The sequence below is a fragment of the Prevotella sp. AGR2160 genome (assembly GCF_000424185.1).
GTDB lineage: Bacteria > Bacteroidota > Bacteroidia > Bacteroidales > Bacteroidaceae > Prevotella.
Genome location: NZ_AUJK01000001.1, coordinates 301,558 through 322,084, shown reverse-complemented (window position 1 = coordinate 322,084; position 20,527 = coordinate 301,558). Strand labels below are relative to the sequence as shown.

The following is a 20,527-nucleotide window of genomic DNA, read 5'->3' as shown; positions in this document are numbered from 1 at the left end:
GGTTATTGTACACCTGCTTGAACCCTATAAATATTTGATCAAAACCATTACCACTGATAATGGCTCAGAGTTCTTCTGTCATGAGTATATTACCAAGAAACTTGGTGCCAAGGTATACTTCGCTGATCCTCATGCTCCATGGCAAAAGGGACTCATTGAAAACACAAACGGACTCATCAGACAGTATATCCCCAAGGGGACCGATTTTGACAATGTCAGCCAACAAAAAATCAAGGAAATACAACGGCAAATTAACACAAGACCAAGAGCTAAATTGAAATTTCTCTCGCCTGATGAAGCCTTTGTCAAAAATATTTCTTAAATTTGCACTTGCTAGTTGAATTCACCTTCTTTATATTTTTGACAAAGATATTAAAATAATTTCATACTTCCAACTTTTTTATGTTAAAAATGAAAGAAAAATAGAAAGTAGGGAGGTCATCAAAGGAGCAGACAAAAATATCTATGTTGTTTAGGGGAGCTAAACACGATAGATATTTTTGTAAACATCGAAGATAAAAAATTATCTACGATGTTTACGAGAGGTTGTCAATATTGCGTTTAAGTCCGTCATATTTAGCCCTTTTGACGGCAGAGCCTTTGAAGAGTCGGCGGTAGTCCTCCACAGAGAGATGCCGCCAGTCATCGCGTGTCATTTGGAGGAGTTCGGGCTTCGGCTGCAGTGACGGCTCTGTTGTCGGTGTGGCGAAATGGTTCCATGGGCAGGCCGTCTGACACCGGTCACAGCCATAGAAGCAGTCGCCCATTTTTTCTTTCGCGAGGTCGGAGAGTTCCCCGCGGTTCTCGATGAGCTGATAGCTCAGACAGCGTTCGGCATCCATCTCGCCCCGGAGGGTGAGGGCATGGGTGGGACAGGCGTCGATGCAACGGTGGCAGGTGCCACAGCGACTTACCATCGGCTCATCGGGCTTCAGTTCCTCCTGGAGGAAGAGTTCACCGAGGAAGAACATGCTACCGGCATGCGGGATGATGAGCTGGTGGTTCCGGCCCGTCCATCCGAGGCCCGCCTTCACTGCCCAGTACCGCTCGAGCACGGGGGCGGAGTCGCAGAAGGCGCGCCAGCCGTCGGCGGCACCGATGGCTGCGGCGAGTTTCCGCAGCCGTTCTTTCACGAGGTCGTGGTAGTCCTGTCCGAGGGCATAGGCGGCCATCTGCGGCTGTCCCTTGGGGAGCCGTTGTGCCGGCGCGTAGTTCATGGCCACGGAGACGATGGTATGGACGCCGTCGACGAGGAGCCGCGGGTCGAGGCGCTTGTCGGTATAGTTGGCCATATATTCCATTGTGGCGTAATCGTGATGGTCTAGCCACTGCCGCACACGTGCCGCCGTGTCCTCGTCGACTGCGTCGGCACGGGCGAGGCCGCAAGCAAAAAAGCCGAGGCGACGGGCCTCGGCTTTGATATTCTCATTCGAAAGTCTTGAATTCATATCCTTGTTCTTGAAGCCATTTGAGGGCTGCTGGAAGGGCATAATGCAGTTTGTCGATGCTCTTCAGACTGTCGTGGAACGTGATGATGGAACCGTTGCGGGCATATCGCTTCACATTATTGAGGACATCCTCGGCGGTCATCCATTTGGAGTAGTCACGTGTCACGAGGTCCCACATGACGATCTTGTAGTACCGGTTCACCCACCAGTAGACGCTGAGTTTCATCCAGCCATGGGGCGGACGGAAGAGATGCGCCTTGATGAGGTCGTTGGCCATAGCGACATTCTGTCCGTAGGTGATGGCCATATGCTTCAGCGATCCGAGGTGGTTGAAGGTATGGTTTCCCACCTGATGGCCCTCGGCGACGATTCGGTTGTAGAGCTCGTGGTAGCGCGCCACATTCTCACCGACCATGAAGAACGTTGCCTTCACCCCGAACTTCCGAAGGGTGTCGAGGATGAAGGGCGTCGACTCCGGTATCGGTCCGTCGTCGAAGGTGAGGTAGACGCTGTGGTCATGCTTGTCCATGCGCCACAGCGCCTTCGGATAGATCCATCGCAGGAACCAGGAGGGTTGCTCGATGATCATTACTGGTCACCACCTCCCATCTGCGGCATCTTACCGCCGAGCATCTGGTAGGTACGGTAGAGCGTCTCCACCGTCTTCTGCATCTTCTGCATCTTCGCGGGGTTGACGACCTGTGCGAGCTGGCAGCTCTGGTTCATGATCATCAGTTCCCGCATACAGTCATCGGAGCACATCTGGAACTTATCCTGGTTGAGGCTCTCGAAGTACTGCGCATACTGACGGGAGTTGTTGAAGACGCCGTCGAGGTACTTGTTCGCCATGGCCTTGTTGCCCACCATCGCGTAAGCCTGGGCGTAGTCGAGACCGCCGGACATATAGTTGACGGGGATATTGTAGGTCGGGAGCTCACGCTCGGCGAGGGCGAGGACCTTACGGGCCTTGTCGAGCTTCTTCTCCTCTACGAGCTGCAGGGCGAGCTGTGCGAGGAGGCGGCGGTGGGTATAGCACATACGCATCGTTGTCTCGTCGATATACAGGCCGCGCTGCTTGAGGTTTCCGAAGCGGAAGCGCGTCATCACATTATGATAGGTACGCTCGGTGTCGAAGTTCTTCACGCCCGGCAGCTTCGTGGTGAACGGCGTGATACGGTTGGCGAGACCTTCCTGGATGAAGTTGTCACCCAGGTTCATGTAGTTCTCCTCGCCGACGGTGAGGGCGACATAGAGCGGCCGTGTCCAGTTGCACTGCGCGATTATCTCGAGCATCATCAGGTCGTTCTTATAGAGGGCCTGCTTACCCTTGAGGCTGATGACCATGCGGTCGGGGATGGTGTCGGAAGCCATCAGCATACCACTGCGGCGAACGGCATTCTTGTCGATGGTGACATAGACGGTATCCGTGGGGATGAAGTGGTTGTTGGGATCCTTCGACCGTACCCAGTATTTCAGGATATTCTTCAGTTCGAAGGGATCCTTGCCATACTGTGCGGCGGCAGCCTGCGGGTTCTCCTTGTAGAATTCGATGAGCTGCTGCTTAGCCTCCGGCTGTACCTCTACATACTCGTTGGTACCGGAGCAGAAGTCGAGGCGCGGCCAGCTGATCGGCACGCTCGGCGAGTCGTAGGCCGGGCGCTTCATCTGGTCGATATACCAGTCTGTCTGCAGGTAAGAGAGGTTGCAGACGCGGTCGTTGGTACCTACGCCTTCCACCTCCTGGTTATACCAGAGCGGGAAGGTATCGTTATCACCATTGGTGAAGATGATCGGGTTGCCTTTCTCCTGGAGCGACATGAGATAGTTGCGTCCGAAGTCACGGCAGGTGAAGCGGTCGGAGCGGTCATGGTCGTCCCATGTCTGGCTGACCATCTGGATCGGCACGAGGAGGGCGAGGACGGCGACGATGGCGGAGACCACGGTGCCGTCGAGTTTCAGGTGCTTCTTCAGCAGGTCGGTGATGGCGGCGACGCCAAGACCGCACCAGATAGCGAAGGCATAGAAGGAGCCGGCATAGGCGTAGTCACGTTCACGCGGCTGCATCGGTGTCTGGTTGAGGTAGATGACGATGGCCAGACCGGTCATGAACCAGAGGAAGAAGACGACCCAGAACTGCTGGATGCCGCGCTTGCCGCGGTAGGCCTGCCAGAAGAGTCCGATAAGGCCGAGGAGCAACGGCAGACAGTAGAACACGTTGTGTCCCTTGTTGGCCTTCAGCTCGTCGGGGAGCTTGCTCTGGTCACCATAGAGGGCGTTGTCGATGAACGAGAAGCCCGTGATCCAGTTGCCGTGTTCGGGCTCTCCGTTACCCTGCAGGTCGTTCTGCCGTCCGGCGAAGTTCCACATGAAGTAACGCCAGTACATGAAGTTGCACTGATAGGAGAGGAAGAAACGGAGGTTCTCGAGCTGTGTCGGCATCTTCACGGTGATGGGCTCACCGCAGCGGTCGTAAGGAATATCGGTGCCGTCGACGCCACCCATCCAACTCTCGTAGGCCTGTGCGTGACTCTGGTCCCACATACGCGGGAAGAGCATGTTCTGCGCATAGACGTAGTTGTCCTTGTGGGATACCACGAAGTAGGAGTCTTTCTCATTCTTAGAGGCCTTCTCCTTACGCTGGTAGACGGGAGCGCCCGACTTCATGACAGGCTTGCACATATTACCGTCCTGCTCCAGCGCTACCTGAGAGGTATAGGCCTGTCCGTAGAGCAACGGATAGGAGCCATACTGGTCACGGCTGAGATAGGAGCCGAGGGTGAAGATATCCTCCGGGGAGTTCTGGTCCATCGGCGGGTTGGCATAGGAGCGGATGACGATGAGGGCATAGCTGCTGTAGCCGATCATGAGCATCATCAGTGACAGCAGGACGGTATTCTTCAGTCTCGGGGAGACGAGGAGCTTACTCGTCTTCGCTGCCTTGTCGCGCCGCTTGTAGTTGAGCACGAACCAGAGGATGGCGAGGACGACGATGCCCTGGATGAAGGCTTTCCAGCCATAGCCGTAGAACGGGATACCGATCATGCCGAAGGCCACGAGGAAGGCGGCGTTCTGCCGTTTGAGGTGTCCCTCCTGATAAGTCTCCCAGATAGCCCATACATAAGAGGCGATGAGGAGGATGATATAGATGATCTCACCGGTGTTGAACGGACAGCCGAGGGTGTTGACGAAGAACAACTCGAACCAGCCGGCGACGGTGACGATACCCTGTACGACGCCGAAGAGGATGGCGGCGACGATGACGAAGGAGACGAGGAGGGTGATCAGTGATCCCTTCAAGTTCGGCTCCTTGCTCTTGCGGTAATAGAATACCAGCGCCATAGCGGGGATACACAGCAGGTTCAGCAGGTGGACACCGATACTCAGACCCATCATGAAGGTGATAAGTACGAGCCAGCGGTCGCTGTGGGGCTCATCGGCATGGTCTTCCCATTTCAGCATGAGCCAGAAGACGACGGCGGTGAAGGCGCTGGAGAAAGCATACACCTCACCCTCTACGGCTGAGAACCAGAACGTGTCACTCCACGTATAGATGAGGGCGCCGACGAGACCGGAGGCTTCGATGGCGATGAGCTTCCCGGTGGTGAGCTCGCTCCAGTCCTTGAGGATCAGCTTCCGCGTCAGGTGGGTGATGGTCCAGAAGAGGAAGAGGATACACGTTGCCGAGAGCAGGGCACTCATCGTGTTCACCATCTTAGCCACATGAGAGGGATCGGAGGCGAACTGCGTGAAGAGATTACCGAGGAGCATGAAGAACGGTGCCCCTGGCGGATGGCCGACCTCCAGCTTGAAGGCCGTGGTGATGAACTCCGGACAGTCCCAGAAAGAGGCTGTGGGTTCGATGGTGGAGCAGTACGTGAAGGCGGCGATCACAAAGGTGATCCACCCTACGATGATGTCCACAAGTCTAAACTGTTTCATTTATCGATAAAAATAATAATTAGAGTTCGAAATCGCTGCAAATTTAGTAAAAAAAATCGATATAGGGCAGAGAAGGGTAGATTTTCTTTCCTTGCGCTTGCAAAGCGCAAGCACACGACGGCAGGCCCGGACTATCGCCAGAAGGGCTGTGCCCTGCGGTGGCGGTTACGACGGGAAGGAGAGGGCGTGGTCGACCTCGACGAGATGGCGGGCGCGGGGCTCGATGGCGGTGACATCATGGGAGACGATGACGATGGCGCAGTGGCGGTTGAGGTCGTCGAGCATGTCGTACATCTGTTCCTGGAAATGGCGGTCGATATAGGTGTTCGGCTCATCGAGGACGATGACCTGAGGATTGCTCACGACGGCGCGGGCCAGGAGGACCCGCTGCAGCTGTCCGCCACTGAGGGCACTGATGGGCTGGTCGGCGAGGTCGGAGAGCTCCATCTCACGAAGCGTCTGCTCCACCTGTTCACGCTGTGCCGCGGTGAAGGACCTGAAGAGTGGCTTCCGGCTGCTCAGACCGGCTTTGACGACCTCTTCCACGGAGATCGGGAACTGGCGGTCGATGGCACTGTATTGGGGTAGATAGCCCATGGTGATCTCTTTCACGGGCTTGCCATCACAGAGATAGGTCACGGTGCCTTCCAGCGGCTTCATCAGTCCGAGGAGGATGCGCAGGAGTGTCGTCTTCCCGCCTCCGTTTGGTCCGATGATACCGAGGTAGTCATGATCATAAATGGTAAGGGAGGCGTGACGGAAGATGACCTTCCGTCCATAGGCCGCCGTAACATCATGGAGCATGATGATGGCCTGGTTGTCCTTGGAGTTATGGTTTTCTGTCATGATCGATCTTTTCTTTTCTCCGTTGTTATTTTTGAAGGAGATTGCTGATATTCAACATTTCTTGATCCCAGTCATAGGCGAGGGGATTGATAGAGACGGGTTCTGCATGGGTGGCCTCGACGACCTCCATGGCATTGCGCGGACTGAACTCCCGTTGGATGAATACCGTCTTGACGTGGAGCTGGCGGGCACGGTGGATGAGCATCTGCATCTGTCGGGCACTCGGCTCCCGTCCTTCTTCCTCCATGGGCAGTTGGATGAGGCCATAGTCCCGGGCGAAATAAGTAAGGATGGGGTGGTAGATGACGAATGCCCGCTGCCGGAACGAGTGCCGTCGGATCATACGGTCGACGGTGTTAATCCGGTGGAGCAGACGGCCGTAGCGTTGGCGGTAGAAGAGGCTGTCGCCGTGACTCTTGGCCCCTTTGGCCAGGAGGGCATCGTAGATATTCCGTGCGATGAGGCGTGCGCTGTGGCAGCTCATCCAGGTATGGGGATCGAGAGTGTTGTCGGAAGAATGGATATAGGAGAGGCCCCGACTGCTGTCGACGATGGTCATCTTCGGCGCATTCTCTTTCAGACGGGTCATCCAGGAGCGTTCGAAACCAATCTGTCCCACCTTTATATATAATAAGGTGTGACTGAGGTCGACAAGCTGCCGCGGTGTCGGCTCGTAGGTCTCAGGACTGCTGCCCGCGGGGACCATCGTCAGTACCTTGTAGCGGTCTCCACAGAGTTGTTCGGTGAACCAGCGCAGAGGCTCTATCGTGACGGTGATTGTCTTCGGCTCCTCAGCAGGAGCATTTGCCGGCCGCGTACAGGAGAAGAGGGTGTTGACCCCGACGATGAGGATGACATAGCGCAGGACTTTCCCGATGCTGCAGCTGAGGAACGAGATGAACATGTTCGCGCGCATGAGGCCGAGAGTGATCATCACCGCCGAGCCGAGGACTGGCAAAAAGGCGAAGAAGCCCGTCCATGCCCCCCGTCCGGCGAGGAACCGTTGTGTCTTCTCGATCTTCTCCTTTTTAATATGGAGGTAACGTTCTATCCATTCCATCTTTCCCAGTCGTCCGACGGCATAGTTGAACATCGAACCGAGGATGTTGCCGATACTGCCATAGATGACGAGGCCCCAGGGATCGAGCCCTGCGGCCATGAGTCCGAGCATGACAGCTTCGGAGGAGAAGGGGATAAAGCTGCCGGCGAGGAAGGCGGCGAGGAGCATGCCCCAGTATCCCCAGTTGATGAGGAAGCTGTTGATTACGTCCATAGGTTCACGCCGGTAATCACCACCATGAGTATGAGAATGGTGATGAACATGATGTTCGACACCCTGCTATGCGTCAGTGCGAAGAAATGTCCTGTGATAGGTGCCGTATTGATGATCATCAAAGGAATGAGCACATGATATGCTCCGGGTTGAAGGATAAAGAAGAGGAGAATGGCGAGATCCATATAGGAGAAGACCTCGTAGAGCATACGTGTACGGATTTTATCCTGATAGGCGTGGGTGAAGAAATGGAACATACCGATGATCGCGAGGATGGTAATAAAGATGATACTGATGAGTGGCTTTACACCCACGGAGGTGAAGTCGCAGAGCGGCATGAAATGCCACAATGCCGCGAAATGATCGGTAAGGATGGTGTAGTCGCCTATATAGGCCACATAACCCAGTGCGAACCAGTAAGGCACCGTCAGTCCGAGGATGGAGGCGATGAATGTGCGGATGCTCAGTCCCATAATCTTCGAACTGTGGAGGAGCCACAACAGAGGTACGAAATAGAACAGTTGAACGAAGTTCAGCGTGCCGATGCCATAGGCGGCATAGGCATAGAAGGACCAGCCCATGGCCTGTCGGTCCTGATAGCCGTTGAAGAGCAGGAGATAGGTGGCGATGACGCAGATGCCCACCACCTGGGCCTGACTATCGGTGAAGAGGAAGGTGGACATGGTCATGAGCATGAGGAAGGAACAGGACACCATCCGGCTGTAGATACGGATGAGGGCATTGCGGTTGTTGAGTTCCACCATGAGATAGGTGGCGAAGACCGCCATGAAGAATGTTGTCCACATCTGGCCGGACCACAGACCGCTCAGTGTCCATACTACGAGGGCATAGACGCTGACGATAGGCAGTGCGAAGCGGTTCTCCGCAATCTTATTCTGAAATCTTTTTCGTATCAATGTTCTTGAGGGATTATGGGCGGGCAGTGGCGACTTGCGCTTGCAAAGCGCAAGCACACGACGGCAGGCCCGGCTCGCGGGAGCACATGGCAGAGGCTTTCCGCCCCTACGGTGAAAGGGCGGGACGGCAAGAGGGGCCGCCCCGCGTTTACTTTTTTACTTCTTTACCTTTTTACTTTACAGGTCCTGGCCGATGTCAGAACGGAAGTATTTATCCTGGAAGTGGATCTTCTGGGCTTCCTGGAAGCTCTTCTGCAGGGCTTCCTCCTTGTCACGGCCATAGCTGGAGACGGCGATGACACGTCCACCGGCGGTGACGACCTGACCGTCTTTCAGAGCCGTACCGCTGTGGAAGACGATGCTTCCCTCGACATCGTCAAGGCCACTGATGGGATAGCCCTTGACATATTTCTGCGGATAGCCCCCGGAGACGAGCATGACGCAGACGGCGGCCCGCGGGTCTGTCTCCACCACATATTTATCGAGATCACCATTGGCGACACCGTCGAAGAGGTCTACGATATCGCTCTTCAGGCGCAGCATGACGGTCTCCGTCTCGGGATCACCCATACGGCAGTTGTACTCAATGACCATCGGCTCACCGTCGACATTGATGAGTCCGAAGAAGATGAAGCCCTTATAGTCGATACCCTCTTCAGCGAGTCCGTCAACAGTCGGCTTGATGATACGGTCCTCTACCTTCTGCATCCACTCCTTCGTGGCGAAGGGGACGGGAGAGACGGAGCCCATGCCACCGGTGTTCAGACCCGTGTCGTGTTCACCGATACGCTTGTAGTCTTTGGCCTCGGGGAGGATCTTATAGTGACGGCCGTCGGTGAGGACGAAGACGGAGCACTCGATACCACTAAGGAACTCCTCGATGACGACCTTCGCGCTGGCATTGCCGAACATGCCGCCGAGCATATCCTTGAATTCCTTCTTGGCCTCCTCCAGGGTAGGAACGATGAGGACGCCCTTGCCGGCAGCGAGGCCGTCAGCCTTCAGAACATAAGGCGCCTTCAGTGTCTCGAGGAAGCGGAGGCCCTCTTCCACCGTCGTGCCGTCGAAGGTGCGGTATTGTGCCGTGGGGATATGATGGCGCAGCATGAAGGCTTTGGCGAAGTCCTTGGAGCCTTCGAGCTCAGCACCGGCCTTGGAGGGACCGATGACGGGGATGTCCTTCGTGCGGTCGTCAGCGCGGAGGAAGTCGGTGATACCGGCCACGAGGGGCACTTCGGGACCGACGACGACCATGTTGACGCCGTTGTCGGCTACGAAGTCACGGATCTTGTCGAAGTCGCCGACGGCGATGTTGACATTCTCGCCGACATTTGCCGTACCGGCATTACCGGGAGCGATGAAGAGTTTCTCCACCTGTTTGCTCTGTGCAATTTTCCAGGCCAGGGCGTGCTCACGGCCGCCGCTGCCTAACAAAAGAATTCTTTTCATATCGATGTCTGATGAGGTCTATATGTTTTTATTTGAGATAGTCGAAGAAATACTGGCTGATGCGCTCATGGAGGTGCGTGCTCTGATGGCCGCGCATGTTATGAGGCTCACCGGGGTAGACGAAGAAGTCGGGCTGCGTGCCGGCGCCGATACAGGCTTTCAGGAAGGAGAAGGCATGCTGGGGAACGACGACGGGGTCGTTGAGGCCGATGATGATCTGCAGTTTTCCTTTCAGTTCTTTCGCCTTGGCGAGGAGTGAGGTCTTCGCGTAGCCCTCGGGGTTTGTCTGCGGCGTGTCCATATAGCGTTCGCCGTACATCACCTCATACCATTTCCAGTCGATGACGGGACCACCGGCGACACCTACCTTGAAGACGTCGGGATAGTTGGTCATGAGACTGATCGTCATGAAGCCGCCGAAGCTCCAGCCATGGACGCCGATGCGGTAGCTGTCGACATACGGCAGACTCTTGAGGTATTCCACACCTTTCATCTGGTCCTTCATCTCTTCCTGTCCGAGCTGGCGGAACGTCACCTGTTCGAAGTCCTTACCGCGGTTCTCACTGCCGCGGTTGTCAAGGATGAAGAGGAGGTAGCCGTTCTCGGCCATCCAGGTCTCCCAGGAGCGGCTGGCCCAGTGCCAGCGTGCGTCGACGTTATGGGCGTGGGGTCCACCATAGACATAGACGATGGTAGGATATTTCTTCTTCGGGTCGAAGTTGATGGGTTTCACCATCCGCCAGTAGAGGTCGGTGACGCCGTCGGCCGCCTTCAGTGTGCCGCAGCTGAACTCAGGCGTGGTATAGTCCTTCCACGGGTCAGCGGCTGTGAGCCATCGTGTGCGCTTACCATTGTTTGTGTTGATGATGGCGATGTTGCGCGGAGTTGTCGGCGTGGAGTAGTTGTCGACGATATACTGGCCGTTGGCACTGATGCTGCCGTCGTGCCAGCCCTTGCCGTTGTCGTCCATGAGGGCTCGCTTGCCCGTGTCGATATTCACGACGAAGATATTCTTCTGGATCGGGTTGCACTCGTTGCTCTCGATGACGACACTGTGATGGTCGCTGTCGAAGCCGAGGACATTCTCCACGACCCATTTGCCCGACGTGACCTGCTTGAGTTGCTGACCGTTGACGTCGAAGAGGTAGAGGTGGTTGTATCCGTCCTTCTGACTCTGCATGATGAACTTCGTGTTGTCCCAAGGCAAGAAGGCGATGGGGTGGAGGGGCTCCACATATTTACTGTCGGTCTCGCGGTAGAGCTCGCGGAGCTTATGGCCCGTCGTGGCGTCATAGCTGACGAGGCGGCAGTCGTTCTGGTCGCGGTTGAGCTCGAACATATAGATCGTCTTGCTGTCGGGTGACCAGGCGATATTCGTGAAATAGCGGTCGGTAGGATCACCGGCGTTGAGATAGACGGTCTTGCCGCTCTTGAGGTCGTAGACGCCCACGGTGACCTTGTGGCTCGTCTCACCGGCCATCGGGTATTTGATCGGCTCGGGCGTGGCGATGCGGCTCTGTCCTGCCGCCGGTTTCCAGTCTACTTCGGGGATGTTGACGAGGGGGAAGTCGGTCACCATGCTCTGGTCCATGCGGTAGAAGGCGAGCTTCTCGCCTGACGGCGCCCAGAAGAGGCCGCCATTGATACCGAACTCGTCGCGGTGTACGCTCTGTCCGTATACGATATCGCGGCTGCCGTCGGTCGTGAGCTGATGGCTTTTCTTCCCGTCGTTGACGAAGAGCTGGTCACCCTTGACAAAGGCGAGGGCTTTGGAAGCGGCATTCCATTCAGCCGCCTGTTCATCCTCTTTCGGCAGACTCCATACCACCTTTTTCTTCTTCCAGTCGATGAGCATGCGGCTCTTGCCGTTGTCGAGGAAGACGAGGGGCTTATCGGCATAAGGGAAGGAGGCATAGTAGAGGGTGTGTACGTCGAGGTCCGTATTCCCTTTCGTGATGGCGTTGATGGCATCGAGGGTGATGAGCGGAGTCTCCTTACCCGTATTCTTGTCGACGAGGGAGAGTTTGTCGGCATCGAGGCGGATGAGCTCATTGCCCCACCATGCCGTCCACCGGTTCTCCGGGAGGTGCTCACGGTAGTGCACGCCGCCGAAGTTGAGATCCTCGAGGGTCAGCGTCTTCTTATTATTCTGTTTGCTATTCTGTGCTGTCGCGTTCTGTGTCATCAGCGTGAACGAAAGAATGCCGGCACAGAGTGCCAGCATAGCTTTAGTCTTCATCATTCTTAAACTTATTGAATTTTCCGCGTTTACTAAATTTCTCTTTTTTGAAGCCACGGCCGCCACGGCTGTCGCCGTCATCGGAGAAGCGGCGCTTGCCGGCGAAGCGGCTGCCCTTGTTGTCGAAGTCGTTGAACTTATGGAACTTGAAGGTGCGGATATCCCCTTCCTCGTTGTTCTCCTCCTCTTCGAGACGGCGCTTGAACTCACGGTTCTTCTTGAAGCGGTGCTTCTGTCCCATTTCCCGTTTCTCCTCGTCGGTCTTGACGACGCCGCCCTCATGGCGGAACTCTTTCATCTTACCGTCGAACATGACATACTTGCGGAACTCACATTCCAGGGAGCCGTTGTAGAGTGGGATTTTGATACTCGGTTTCAGGCCGATGGCGTCGAAGCATTCCTGACGGTAACTGAGTACCCAGGCATCATTGCCCTTGAAGGCATTTTTGAAGCGTTCACCGATCATCTTATAGGTCTCCAAGAGGTTCGGTGTGGAGATACGCTCGCCGTAGGGCGGGTTCATGACGATGATGCTCTTCTCGGTAGGCTGTTGGAAAGTCTTGAAGTCAGCCTGGTCGATGGTGATCTCCTTGCTCAGTCCGGCAGCCTTGACATTCAGACGTGCCGTGTTAACGGCTTTCATATCGATGTCGTAGCCGTAGATATGGTGCTCGAAGGGGCGCTCCTGAGAGTCGTCGTTATAGATCTCGTCGAAGAGGTCCTGATCGAAGTCAGGCCATTTCTCGAAGGCGAACTCCTTCCGGAAGACGCCCGGGGAGATATTGCGGGCGATGAGGGCGGCCTCGATGGGCAGTGTTCCCGATCCGCACATCGGATCGATGAAGTCGCACTCGCCGTGCCAGCCTGTCATGAGGATCATGCCGGCGGCGAGGACCTCATTGAGCGGTGCCTCGACACTCTCCTGTCGGTAGCCGCGGCGGTGGAGGCTCTCCCCACTAGAGTCGAGGCTCAGTGTGGCGTCGTCTTCGGCGATATGGATATTGAAGCGTATATCGGGGTTGCTGACGCTGATATTCGGCCGTTCACCAGTATGCTCACGGAACCAGTCGACGATGGCGTCCTTGACCTTATAGGTGACGAAGCGGGAATTGGTGAACTCCTTGGAGTAGACGACGGAGTCGACGGAGAAGGTCTTCTTGTTGTCGAGATACTTGCTCCAGTCGAGTTTCTTCACCTCCGTGTACATGTCCTCGGCGGAGCGGGCCTTGAAGTGTGCTATCGGCTTGAGGATACGGATAGCGGTATGCAGTTGAAAGTTCGCACGGTACATGAGTTCCTTGTTTCCGGAGAACGACACCATGCGACGGCCGATCTGTACATTGTTGGCACCCAGTTGGGTGAGCTCCTTGGCCAGGACTTCTTCCAGTCCCATGAAAGTCTTGGCGATGAGTTCAAATTCCTGTTCCATTATTGAATTCTAAATCTAAATTGTCTATTTTGTCTTTTTTATATTTCTTCGTGTTCGGTTTCATATCTTTCGTCACCCATACGTTGGCGCCGACGACACAGCCCTCACCGATGGTGATCCGGCCGAGGATGGTGGCGTTGGAGTAGATGACGACGTTATCCTTGATAATCGGGTGACGGGGGATACCCTTGATGGGGTTGCCGTTCTCGTCGAGCGGGAAACTCTTGGCGCCGAGGGTGACACCTTGATAGAGCTTTACGTTTCGGCCGATGATGCAAGTAGCGCCGATGACGACACCTGTGCCGTGGTCGATGGTGAAATATTCACCGATCTGCGCGCCGGGGTGGATGTCGATGCCCGTCTCTGAATGGGCGATCTCCGTGATGAGACGCGGGATGAGGGGCACGTTGCGCTTGAAGAGTTCATGAGCGATACGATAAGAGGTGAGCGCCTTGATGACGGGATAACAGCTTACGATCTCCTCACGGCTCTCTGCTGCGGGGTCACCATTGTAGGCTGCGGTGATGTCCGTGCTGAGGATGCGTCGGATATTCGGGAACTGTTCGATGACCTGCATGGCGATATCCTCAGCTTTGCAGTGCTCACATTCCAGTTCATCGGCGCTTTCTTCTTCGTCGTGGTTGCTGAAGCACAGACCGGCGAGGACCTGTTCGGCGAGCAGTTTCTGGAGTTTTTCCGTGCGTACGCCGATATGGAATTCAAGGGTTTGTCGGGTAAAGGAGTTCCTTCCGAAATAACCGGGAAGGAGAATGGATCTACTGATATCAATGATATCTTCGAGCACTTTGCCTGAGGGCAGTGGGTCGCCATCACGATGCTGATGGAAGAGTCCGTTGAGGGACTCCTGCTCGGAGAGGGCTTTGACCGTTTTGTTCAACCGTTGGGCTATATCAATCTTGCTCATGTTGCTTGTACCAATATAATATGACTGCAAAGATACAACTTTTTCGTGAAATGCTGAAAAAAAAGGATGGTTTTTGTGAGGGACGGAGATTTTTTCGTAACTTTGCGGAGCGAGAGGGAGCGATAGCTCGCAATAGATACTATAGCTCGCAATAGAATAGAAACGATGAACGCAAGAAATCACTATGAGCAACAACAATAATCATCCGCTGGGGGAGGCGCCTTGGCTGCACGTTATTATCTCCACGGGCCTCGGCTCGGGGTTCTGTCCAGTGGCGCCGGGGACGGCGGGGGCCTTACTGGCCTTGCTGATGTGGATTCCCGGCTATCTGTGGCTGTCGCCGCAGACACTTTTCTGGGTATTGGTGGCCGTGATCATCGTGGCCACGATTGTCGGTACGTGGTCGTCGGGGATTATGGAACATTACTGGGGTGAGGATCCGCGTTCGGTCGTTATCGACGAGATGGTCGGCGTGTGGATCCCGTTGTTGGCGGCACCTTGCGGGCGTTATACTTGGCTGTTGGCCATCGTGAGTTTTGCCGCTTTCCGTCTGTTGGATATCTTTAAGCCTCTCGGTTGCCGTTGGGTGGACAATCACGTCAAGGGCGGCTGGGGCATTATGGCCGATGATATCCTTGCCGGGATCTATGCCCTGATTATCGTGGGGGCGTTGAATCTGTGGTTGAGATAATCAAATATAATATTCGGCGGAGTCGACGAGGCCGGCGCGGAGGGCGTATTTTGTGGCCTCGTGGGCGTTGTTGACGCCGAGTTTCCGGAAGATATTCTTCCGATGGGTATTGACGGTGTGGAAGGAACTGATACGTTTCTCCGCAATTTCCTTTGTTGTCATCCCCAGTGCGATATCTTTTAGGATTTCCGTTTCTGTCTTTGTGAGATGAATCTGTTCTTGTTCCTCCTTCGGTTCCGGTTTCAGGAGCATCTCTGTCATTCGCTGACAGATATACCGGCGCTTTTTAACGGCAAAGTTGAAGGCTTCCCGTATTTCTGCCATTGGACACTCTTTCAACAGAATACTAAACTGTGTACTTGATGCGATCAGTCGGCGTACAAAGTCGAGACTGAGGTCTTCGGAGAAGAGAATCCATCGGGTATGTGGAAAGCGTTCCTCCAGAATAAGAAGTTCATCAGCATCATTGAGGTCAAAGAGGGTATAGTCGAGAATGACGACAGTGTCATCATCGCTTTTGAGCGCTTCGATGAGCTCTGCCTTATCCTCTACATAGCGATAGTCGTAGCCTTCCTCGGAATGGATGAGCCAGGCTATGCCGGCGCGCGTGATATCTTGTCTGTCTGCTAGTAATATTTTCATATTGTGGCAAAGTTACGGTTTTTTATTGAAATATGAAAGTTTTTGGGGAAGTTTTTCGTGCGCTTGCAAAGCGCACGCACGCGACGGCAGGCCCAGCGGGGGGGGGAGGACGGCTGCGTCGGCAGGCCCGGCGGGGGCGGTTAGAAGGAGATGTCGAAGGCCAGGCGGATGCCCCATTTATGCGTGTCGGGGCGGAGGTAGGTGAGGCGCCGGGTATATTCGATGGTGAAGAACTTGAAGACATTGCTCAAGCCGACGGCATACTCCCAATAGGGGGTGTTGCCCATGACATGGCTGCCGGAGGGGAACCAGAAGAGCATGGTGTCGTGGGCGTTCCGTTCGAGGAAGGGGTTGTTCTTGTCCGTGAGATGTCCGAGCATCCCTTTCACCGCGAAGTATTCACGCCATTTGAGTTTCTTGATGAGCGGGATACGGTTGAGGATCTTACCATTCATCTGCCAGGCCAGGGACCAGAAGAGCTGTCGGTCGTTCATGAACTCCCAGTCTTTCATGAGCATGAACGTGTTCGGTGTCTCCATATAGCTCAGGTTGATTGGCGGCAGAACGAGGTAGGGGAACGGCACCTTGTTCCACTGCGCCTTTGCCGTGACGAAGGTCATGATATTTCCCCAGGAGCCGAGCCAGGTACGCTTGTAGAAGCTCAGTGTCGTCGTGTTGCTGCGGTAGCTGCCGCCGAGGAAACCTTTGAAGTCCATGGTATGGCTCAGAGCAATATTCGGGGAGTCTTGGTTGACGGGGAAACGCTGTTGTTTGGTGTTCATATAATGGATATTCGGATCCCAGGCGATACCGAGGGTCACATTGCTCTTTCTGATTTTGAAGATCTCGTTATTGTCCATACCGATATAATGAAGTGTTCCCGCTGTATGGTTACTTTCCGTGGTTAGGGCACCGCTCCATCTGAGTCCCCAGAGTGTCTCGTAGTTGAACGACAGTCGTTGCCGGTTGTAGAAGAACATCTTGTTCTCCGTGGCGGCACGGAAGGTCATGAAGATATTATCCTTGTTATGCAGAAGGTTACGGTCGGACTCTGACATCACATCCGATGTAGATTCGAAGGAGATACTGCGCATCGGGAACTCAAAGGCCGCATTCTTCTTGCGGTTCAGGGAGTAGGTGATGTTTGTGCCGTAGTACCACCGGTGGCTCTTCGTGCCATAAGCGCCATAGCCGTCCCAGAACCAGTGAGGGCTCAGGGCAGCCTGTGTGCGTGCGGCGAGGCGCAGTCGGATACCGTCGACATAGTTCTTGCTGAGAAACGTGTTGACGGGTCCGAGGTCGAGGACGCTGGCAGAATCTTTGCGGATGATTTCGGCGAAGTTCTCCATACCGATGTTCCAGATGGTACGGATGAGACCAAAGCCATGGGAGTGGCTGATGGCTTTGACGAAGCGTGGCAGGTGGGCCTCGCTCTCTGTCAGTGGTGCCTGTCGCCGCAGTTGCCAGTAGATATCCTTCCGCCGCAGAGCATCGGTCTCGAAGAGAACCTTCTCCGGTCCGGTGAGATATTCCTTGCGGATAGGGTCGAAGGAATAGCGGCTCAGACGTGTGGTGCGAACGATGAGGGCTTTCGGCAGGAAGTTCGTCACCTTCATCTCTGCTGCCATATCGTCTTGTGTCAGTACCCATTCGCCATTGTCAAGACGGTCGTATTGTTGGATGACTTTCATCTTGTCGATCCAGTTGACGCCACTCTGCTTAGGTAGTGTCAGCTCACAGCGTTTGACATGAAGCGTAGAGTCCTTGACAATCCAGATGTTTCCACTGAAGCCGATATCCTGTTTGTTGGCCGGCATGAAGGCGAGATGAAAGCAGGAGTCCCGGTCGACCTTGACGGTGTCGACGATATAGAAATGATAGAAGGAGATGGCTGTGTTGCCGATGGGAGAGGTGAAGGGAAAGCGGAGGAGACGGATATGATCGTCGTAGAGGTCTACATCGGTGAAGGCATCCTTCAGCATGACGTTGAACACATCTCCTGTCTGCCATAGTTTCGTGATACCCACCGTCTGTCGTCCGCCGATGATTTCCCGCTCTTTTTGAGGTTGTCGGCGCCAGAGGACATGGGTGAGTGTCTCGTCCATGGAGATAGGGAGAATAAGTTTATTATTCCATGGAGACACCTCTACCTGATCGAGAATATACTGTCGTTTCTTGGCGTATTTCTTCTCCAGATCCTCGGGTTGGATATCATTGACGGAGACGGTGATCTTCTGGTATTTGTCATAGCTCAGCCAATCGTGGTTGTGCAGGTCCGTATGTTTCTTCGCTGCGATCACTCGGCGCATGAGTTCCACGGCAGGATTTCCCTTCCGTTTGTAATGGATCCGATGGGCCTTGACGACCACTTCAGAGATATTCTTGTGCCAGGTGACCGTATCTTTCTTATTGCTTTGTATGTGGATGCTGTCTTGTTGAGCCAGGGCTGGCAGACTCAGGACAAGAAAGCATAGAAAAAGGACAAAATTTCTCAAAACGATATATCGTGTTATCTCTTTGACATTCAATATTATGATAAAATGATGTTGCAAAGGTAAATATAAATATAGAAAAGTGGAAATGATTTTGGATAATTTAATTTTTTATTTTACTTTTGCATGCGAATGGCAAATATACGGACAGAAATCTTCCATTTTTTAGAAGCTGAGGCCAGTGCGACAGCCGCCTCCATCGTTGACTTCGGCCTAGCCCTGGGACTTGTCTATGGGCATATTTTGCCGTATACCTGGTCGAATATTATCGGTGTAATAATGGGAGGAATCACGAATTGTCTGTTGAACAGTCGATATGTCTTTCGGGGGCATGGAAGGAATAAAAAAGATATTGCCTTTCGGTATTTCGTTGTCTGGTTGGGTAGTATGTGTATTAACGGCCTTGGGACAAACGGGGTGACGGCTCTTATGGGAGCCCGTTGGTTTGTGGTAGTGAAAAGTGTCATTGCCTTCTTGGTGGCTGTGGGTTTCAACTATCCGCTGCAGCGAGGATTCGTGTTTAAAAGTAAAGAAGTAAAAAAGTAAAGAAGTAAAAAAGTAAAGAAGTAAAAATAAAATATAGCTATGAATTATCGGGACTATTTACAACAGGTTATTTATAAGATTATCAATCCGTTGATCAGAGGTATGATCAAGGTAGGGATTACGCCGAATACGATTACGACGATAGGCTTTATCGGCAACTGTGTGGCTGCCGGTTTCTTTATCGCTGCCGCATGGATGCTGAAAGGAGACGATCTGCCCCTTGATGCCACGGAGGATCTGTCGGCGTTGTCGACGACCCTGGCAGGATGGGGAGGCTTTATCATCCTCTTCGCCGGTCTCTTCGATATGATGGACGGACGTCTTGCCCGTATGGGTAACATGAGTACGACCTTCGGTGCTTTCTGGGATTCTACCTTGGACCGTTACAGTGAGTTGATCTCCCTCTTTGGTATCGTCCTCATCTTTTTCTATAATGATGCCTTTTGGATGGCGGTGGTGACCTTCCTGGCGATGATTGGCAGTGTGATGGTATCTTATACGCGTGCCCGTGCCGAGGGCCTTGGCCTGGAGTGTAAGGTCGGCCTGATGCAGCGTCCCGAGCGTGTCGTTGTCCTGGCTGTGACCGCACTCATCACCGGTTTCACGGGAAGTTGGCTGCCGCTGGAGATAGGTATTGCCGTTATTGCCGTCTTGGCCAATATCACTGCTTTCTGGCGTGTGGGCTATGTGTATAAGCAACTGAAATAGCTCACAATAGATGCTATAGTTCACAATAGAAGACAAAAAGAAGAGAAAGAACAATGGTAACGATAGAAATATTGGCGATCTTCCTTGTACTGTATGCCTGGAAGAAGACGCGGAAACTGGCTCTGTATCTCATTCCCTGGGCCCTCTTCGGTATCATCTATGACAATATGCGGTGGTTCCCGAACTATGATTTCAACCCCATTGACATTCGGGGGCTGTATGACACGGAGAAACATCTCTTCGGCATCATGGATGGTGGGAAACTGTTGATTCCCGGAGAATATTTCGCCATTCATCACTGTGCCGTGGCGGACTTCTTTGCCGGTCTTTTCTATCTCTGTTGGGTCCCGGTGCCGATAGCATTTGGTGTATACCTATTATATAAGAAGGAGTATAACTGGTATTCGCGTTTCTCCTGGTGTTTCCTTTTTGTGAACATCCTCGGTTTTATCGGCTATTATATCCATCCGGCGGCCGCACCGTGGTATGCCATGAATTATGGTTTCACGCCGAGGTTTGACATTCCCGGAAATGTGGCGGGACTGGCGCGGTTTGATCAGATGGTGGGTCTGCCGATCTTTCATTCCATCTATGTCCATAACTCTAATGTCTTTGCGGCCATACCGTCATTGCACTCCGCCTATATGCTTGTGGCTACCTGTTATGCTTATATGAGTAAACGGCGTTGGCCGATGACGGTGCTCTTTGGCATCATCCAGGCAGGTATTTGGTGTACGGCTGTCTATACAGGACATCATTATGTCATTGATGTCTTGCTGGGAATCCTCACGGGAATACTTGGAGTGGTGCTCTTCGAGACGATCTATAGGAAGATTAAAAAAGTAAAGAAGTAAAAAATTAAAGGGGAGGGCGTGGCGACTTGCGCTTGCAAAGCGCAAGCACACAACGGCAGGCCCGGAGAGACAGAGGCACCTTGAGTGACGGGCAGGCCAGGAGTGACGGGCAGGCCCAGTGTTGACGGG

The 20,527-nt window shown here is 53.9% G+C and carries 17 protein-coding genes; 5 read left to right on the top strand and 12 right to left on the bottom strand.

Annotated features, from left to right (window positions below):
* On the top strand, nt 1–322 hold a 322-nt coding region (locus G604_RS0101425; RefSeq protein WP_028908985.1), incomplete at its 5' end, for an IS30 family transposase.
* A gap of 214 nt (nt 323–536) precedes the next feature.
* Here the strand turns inward: G604_RS0101425 and queG are convergent.
* From queG to epsC, 10 genes are all read right to left on the bottom strand, one after another.
* A complete protein-coding gene (gene queG, locus G604_RS0101420; RefSeq protein WP_028908984.1) occupies nt 537–1,448 on the bottom strand; it encodes a tRNA epoxyqueuosine(34) reductase QueG in 912 nt (303 codons plus the stop codon).
* Nucleotides 1,426–2,037 (bottom strand): polysaccharide deacetylase family protein, encoded by a 612-nt coding sequence (locus tag G604_RS0101415; protein ID WP_028908983.1) that lies wholly within the window; start codon nt 2,035–2,037, stop codon nt 1,426–1,428. The genes queG and G604_RS0101415 overlap by 23 nt, the downstream gene beginning before the upstream one ends.
* Complete coding sequence (locus G604_RS0101410) at nt 2,037–5,387, bottom strand: protein O-mannosyl-transferase family (protein WP_028908982.1); 3,351 nt, start codon at nt 5,385–5,387, stop codon at nt 2,037–2,039. The genes G604_RS0101415 and G604_RS0101410 overlap by 1 nt, the downstream gene beginning before the upstream one ends.
* 165 nt (nt 5,388–5,552) lie before the next feature.
* Nucleotides 5,553–6,233 (bottom strand): ABC transporter ATP-binding protein, encoded by a 681-nt coding sequence (locus tag G604_RS13220; protein WP_051220155.1) that lies wholly within the window; start codon nt 6,231–6,233, stop codon nt 5,553–5,555.
* Between the two features lie 25 nt (nt 6,234–6,258).
* Complete coding sequence (locus G604_RS0101400) at nt 6,259–7,506, bottom strand: metal ABC transporter solute-binding protein, Zn/Mn family (RefSeq protein WP_028908981.1); 1,248 nt, start codon at nt 7,504–7,506, stop codon at nt 6,259–6,261.
* Nucleotides 7,497–8,423 carry a hypothetical protein gene (locus G604_RS0101395; RefSeq protein ID WP_028908980.1) on the bottom strand — a complete coding sequence of 309 codons (927 nt, stop codon included), beginning with the start codon at nt 8,421–8,423 and terminating at the stop codon, nt 7,497–7,499. The genes G604_RS0101400 and G604_RS0101395 overlap by 10 nt, the downstream gene beginning before the upstream one ends.
* A 177-nt stretch (nt 8,424–8,600) precedes the next feature.
* Nucleotides 8,601–9,872, bottom strand: coding sequence for a phosphoribosylamine--glycine ligase (gene purD, locus G604_RS0101390; protein ID WP_036904249.1), 1,272 nt, complete (start codon nt 9,870–9,872; stop codon nt 8,601–8,603).
* Between the two features lie 28 nt (nt 9,873–9,900).
* The gene (locus tag G604_RS0101385; RefSeq protein ID WP_028908978.1) at nt 9,901–12,111 is read right to left on the bottom strand and encodes a S9 family peptidase; all 2,211 of its coding nucleotides are present in this window, start codon (nt 12,109–12,111) and stop codon (nt 9,901–9,903) included.
* Complete coding sequence (locus G604_RS0101380) at nt 12,101–13,540, bottom strand: class I SAM-dependent RNA methyltransferase (RefSeq protein ID WP_028908977.1); 1,440 nt, start codon at nt 13,538–13,540, stop codon at nt 12,101–12,103. The genes G604_RS0101385 and G604_RS0101380 overlap by 11 nt, the downstream gene beginning before the upstream one ends.
* On the bottom strand, nt 13,524–14,465 hold the full coding sequence (epsC, locus tag G604_RS0101375; RefSeq protein ID WP_028908976.1) for a serine O-acetyltransferase EpsC: 942 nt from the start codon (nt 14,463–14,465) through the stop codon (nt 13,524–13,526). Before epsC ends, G604_RS0101380 begins: the two co-directional genes overlap by 17 nt.
* A 184-nt stretch (nt 14,466–14,649) precedes the next feature.
* On the opposite strand from epsC, the gene G604_RS0101370 reads away from it, so the two are divergent.
* Nucleotides 14,650–15,156, top strand: coding sequence for a phosphatidylglycerophosphatase A (locus G604_RS0101370; protein ID WP_051220154.1), 507 nt, complete (start codon nt 14,650–14,652; stop codon nt 15,154–15,156).
* Here G604_RS0101370 and G604_RS0101365 read toward each other — a convergent pair whose 3' ends face one another.
* Nucleotides 15,157–15,798 (bottom strand): response regulator transcription factor, encoded by a 642-nt coding sequence (locus G604_RS0101365; protein ID WP_028908974.1) that lies wholly within the window; start codon nt 15,796–15,798, stop codon nt 15,157–15,159.
* A 140-nt stretch (nt 15,799–15,938) separates the two neighbouring features.
* The gene (locus tag G604_RS13215; RefSeq protein WP_155941822.1) at nt 15,939–18,293 is read right to left on the bottom strand and encodes a DUF5686 family protein; all 2,355 of its coding nucleotides are present in this window, start codon (nt 18,291–18,293) and stop codon (nt 15,939–15,941) included.
* A 129-nt stretch (nt 18,294–18,422) separates the two neighbouring features.
* Between G604_RS13215 and G604_RS0101355 the strand changes: the two genes are divergently transcribed.
* Genes G604_RS0101355 through G604_RS0101345 form a run of 3 tightly spaced genes read left to right on the top strand, consistent with a single transcriptional unit; the run spans nt 18,423 to nt 20,398 of the window.
* Nucleotides 18,423–18,836, top strand: a complete 414-nt coding sequence (locus tag G604_RS0101355) for a GtrA family protein (RefSeq protein ID WP_028908973.1) — start codon at nt 18,423–18,425, stop codon at nt 18,834–18,836.
* 39 nt (nt 18,837–18,875) lie between these two features.
* Nucleotides 18,876–19,544, top strand: coding sequence for a CDP-alcohol phosphatidyltransferase family protein (locus G604_RS0101350; protein WP_028908972.1), 669 nt, complete (start codon nt 18,876–18,878; stop codon nt 19,542–19,544).
* Between the two features lie 53 nt (nt 19,545–19,597).
* Nucleotides 19,598–20,398, top strand: coding sequence for a phosphatase PAP2 family protein (locus G604_RS0101345; RefSeq protein WP_028908971.1), 801 nt, complete (start codon nt 19,598–19,600; stop codon nt 20,396–20,398).
* Nucleotides 20,399–20,527: the final 129 nt, after the last annotated feature.